3 protein-coding genes are annotated in these 3,968 nt (G+C 50.1%); 2 read left to right on the top strand and 1 reads right to left on the bottom strand.

Annotated features, from left to right (window positions below; genetic code table 11):
• The first annotated feature begins 447 nt into the window (after nt 1-447).
• Complete coding sequence (gene serA / locus J0895_RS14965) at nt 448-2,031, top strand: phosphoglycerate dehydrogenase (RefSeq protein WP_207088859.1); 1,584 nt, start codon at nt 448-450, stop codon at nt 2,029-2,031.
• 251 nt (nt 2,032-2,282) lie between these two features.
• A complete protein-coding gene (prmA, locus tag J0895_RS14970; protein ID WP_207088860.1) occupies nt 2,283-3,170 on the top strand; it encodes a 50S ribosomal protein L11 methyltransferase in 888 nt (295 codons plus the stop codon).
• On the opposite strand, the gene J0895_RS14975 is transcribed toward prmA, so the two are convergent.
• On the bottom strand, nt 3,167-3,760 hold the full coding sequence (locus J0895_RS14975) for a hypothetical protein (protein WP_207088861.1): 594 nt from the start codon (nt 3,758-3,760) through the stop codon (nt 3,167-3,169). The genes prmA and J0895_RS14975 overlap by 4 nt on opposite strands.
• Nucleotides 3,761-3,968 lie beyond the last annotated feature (208 nt).

The raw sequence follows: 3,968 nt of genomic DNA on the forward strand, positions 1-3,968 counted from the left end.
AATCGAAGATTGGATAGACCAACTGCCTAACCCCACAGAACAAGACTCTGCCCATTAACATGGGCGCGAAAGGGTTCGCTACATCCCACGCTTAAAAGACGTGGGTTTTGCTCCCCTCTCGAACTCTCCCGCTCTATAAGCTGTTCGCCATTTAATGAGGATGATGAGGCCCTAGTCAGGGTCGATCGCCAGCAACACAGAACCCTGGGGCTTCCCCTTCCGCAGAGAGCGGGAAGTTCCCCAAAACCTTAAAAATTTTAGGTCATTGACCCATAGCCGACCCTTTCCAGTTAAAATGACCTACTGCAACAAGTCTGGCCGGTAGACCGACGAGAGCAAGATTGCACTGCGATCGCCACCAAAATCGGACCCACCCAGACCCGTTGCCGCCCGAAACTCCCCGGTAAGAGGAGCCTGCTGTTGTTTGTTGCCACCTAAACGCTGACCATGCCCAAGGTTCTTGTCTCCGATCCCATAGACCAAGCTGGACTGGATATCCTCTCCCAAGTTGCTCAAGTTGACGTGAAAACAGGGCTATCAAACGAAGAATTAGTTCAGATTATCCCCGACTATGATGCCCTGATGATTCGTTCAGGGACCCGCGTCACCCCAGAAATTATCGAAGCCGGTAACCAACTTAAAATTATTGGTCGTGCCGGAGTCGGTGTGGATAACGTTGATGTTACCTCCGCCACCCGCAAAGGAATCGTGGTGGTGAACTCCCCGGAAGGAAACACCATTGCGGCTGCCGAACACGCCCTAGCGATGATGCTCTCCCTATCTCGCTACATTCCTGATGCCAACCACTCGGTTAAAAATGGCAAATGGGACCGCAAAAGCTATATCGGTGCAGAGGTCTACAAAAAGACCCTCGGCATTGTGGGACTCGGCAAAATTGGCTCCCATGTTGCGGCAGCCGCCAAAGCGATGGGGATGAAGTTACTCGCTTATGATCCATTTATTTCCACCGAACGGGCGGATCATCTCGGATGCCGGTTAGTCGATATGGATTTACTATTCCGAGAATCGGACTACATTACCCTGCATATTCCCAAAACCCCAGAAACGGCTAATCTGATTAATGCCGAAGCCCTAGCTAAGATGAAACCAACGGTGCGGATTATCAACTGCGCTAGAGGGGGCATTATTGATGAAGCGGCGTTAGCTGAAGCCTTGAGAGAGGGACGAATTGGAGGGGCCGCCCTGGATGTTTACGAGAATGAACCCTTAGAAGCAGATTCTCCCTTACGGAGTCTGGGGAAACAGGCGATTCTGACACCGCACTTAGGGGCCTCTACTGCGGAAGCCCAAATCAATGTGGCGATCGATGTTGCCGAACAAATTAGAGATGTCCTTCTGGGGTTACCGGCGCGATCGGCTGTGAATATCCCCGGTTTGTACCCCGATGCCTTGGAAAAACTCCGCCCTTATTTGCAACTGGCCGAAAACCTCGGCAATTTGGTCGGTCAGTTGGCTGGGGGTCGCGTTGAATTGCTGAATGTCCGTCTGCAAGGGGAGTTGGCGGATAATAACAGTCAACCGATTGTGGTGGCAGCCCTCAAAGGGTTGCTCTCCCAAGCGTTGCGGGAACGGGTGAATTATGTGAATGCCAGCATTGAAGCGAAAGAACGAGGCATTCGCATTATCGAAACTCGGGATGCTTCCATTCGTGACTATATGGGTTCTCTACACCTAGAGGCCAAGGGGTCGCTTGGGGACCACTCGGTGACGGGGGCGCTGTTAGGGGATGGGGAAATTCGGATTACGGATATCGATGAGTTTCCGATTAATGTTCCCCCGACCCATCATATGTTGTTTACTCGCCACCGGGATATGCCGGGAATTATTGGCAAAATTGGCTCTTTGTTGGGCAGTTTTAATGTCAATATTGCCAGTATGCAGGTGGGTCGCAAAATTGTGCGTGGGGATGCGGTGATGGTGTTGAGCCTGGATGACCCCCTGCCGGAAGGGATTTTAGCAGAAATTATGAAGGTTCCAGGTATTCGGGATGCCTATACGGTAATGTTATAGGAGGAAAAGTTTCCTGAAGGCAGAAGACGGGTTTTAGGTCCCGGGTGTCAGGGTTGGCGCGATCGCAGACTGGATCAAAGGTGTCCTTTAATCCGGTCTGCGAAATGGAACGGTGATTCGGTGGGGGGTATAACCGGCAAACCGTTGATGTCTGAAAGCGTTTGACTCTGACCCGGTGCGATCGCCGGCCAATCTGCTCTGATCAAAGTACAAGAAAGCAACCGCAAATCAGGACTCTGAACTCACGGGCTATGGCTAACAACTGGTGGGAAATACAAGTGCTCTGCGATCCGGCGTTAGAAGATTTGATCTTCTTACGAGTGGAAACTTTTGGCTGTCGCGGTACTGCCAGTGAGATGAAAGGCCATTCCTGTTTGATTTCAGCCTATCTCCCCCAGGAACGGGCGCATTTATTGGATTTGGCGGCGTTGTCTCTGCTGTTTCGTCAAGATGCCCTTTGCGTAAATCTGCCGATTCCCGCAGTCCAGTGGAATTTGATTGAGGAGGAGGATTGGTCGAGTAGTTGGAAGCAACACTGGCATCCAGAAGAAATCGGCGATCGCTTTGTGGTTAACCCCGCATGGCTGCCTATTCCTGAAACCGATCGCCTGGTGTTACAATTGGACCCCGGTGTAGCGTTTGGGACGGGAGCACATCCTACCACCCAACTCTGTCTGGAAGCCCTGGAAATGCGCCTCGGATATGAAGAAACTCACGCGACGATCGCAGATATTGGCTGTGGTTCGGGGATTTTATCCATTGGGGCAATTTTACTCGGTGCGAAGCAGCTTTATGCGGTGGATACCGACCCTCTGGCGGTCAAATCAACTCGGCGCAATCGGGATTTAAATAAGATTGATGAATCCCTGTTACAAGCTCAATTGGGCAGTGTTGAAATGATTTCCCAAATGAGTGAGGAACCTGTTGATGGATTTGTTTGTAATATCCTCGCTGAAGTGATTATTGATTTAATTCCCCAAATTGATGCTATTTCTAAACCCAGCACTTGGGGAATTATTAGCGGGGTTTTATTAGACCAAACCAAACCTGTGGCGGATACTCTGGAACAATATGGTTGGGTGGTTGCTACCCTCTGGCGACGCAAAGATTGGTGTTGTTTCACTATTCGCCGTAACTAACCTTTCTTGTAATCCTGGACTAGGGGACGAGCGTAAATATAGACATAGGCGATCGCAGATAATCCGGCGATCGTCACCATTAATCCTTTCCCAATAGAAGAAGCAACCCCGGGAAAACTCACTGCCGTTGCCACCCACACTGCCAGCACTTCTACCCCAGCGACAATTCTCCCATAATGCTGCGGATCCCAATAAGAAATCGGACTAATCAGACGATAATCACTGAAGGGAAAAAAGTGCCGGTGTGCGTCATCATGATGAACTGGCAAGTCTCCTAATGAATGGAACACCATACTCATGAAGAGCCATTTTCCCGTTTCCCAACCGCAATAATCAGCCCAAATTGCCACCAAAATTGCTACCGGAATCGAATGAAATAAAGCCACCCAATTTTGTAACCCCGGTTGCCAATAACTCTCACTCCAAATTTGACGTTCGGGCAGTTTTCTGATGAATTTAGCCCAACCATAAAACAAAAATATGGGGAAGTCCGGAAGAATTGCACCCACGGCGATCGCCAGATTCGCTTGGGGTAGGGAAAACTGACTGAACAATGCGAGATTGACGATCGCGTGACTGGGTGTATTCATCAGGCATGGCTTCAGGATATCGGTACTCTCGGTTAGGATATCCCATCAGGACCTCCATTTGCTACCCCCTCGCTATATCAGTGTGACAAACCGCAAGTACAACCGATTGAGAGTTGCGCCAACTTCCCATTATCCAGATTCCCTTACAGCAGGGATTCAAGTTTGGGAATTAGGTGCTCGGCGCTGAGAAATCCCTCAAATCGCTGGA

Source organism: Phormidium pseudopriestleyi FRX01 (assembly GCF_017313335.1).
GTDB lineage: Bacteria > Cyanobacteriota > Cyanobacteriia > Cyanobacteriales > Laspinemataceae > Laspinema > Laspinema pseudopriestleyi.

Excerpts from the sequence above, each read along its gene's own strand:
- serA (WP_207088859.1), top strand. The coding sequence starts at position 448 with ATGCCCAAGGTTCTTGTCTCCGATCCCATAGACCAAGCTGGACTGGAT.
- prmA (WP_207088860.1), top strand. The coding sequence starts at position 2,283 with ATGGCTAACAACTGGTGGGAAATACAAGTGCTCTGCGATCCGGCGTTA.
- J0895_RS14975 (WP_207088861.1), bottom strand. The coding sequence starts at position 3,760 with ATGAATACACCCAGTCACGCGATCGTCAATCTCGCATTGTTCAGTCAG.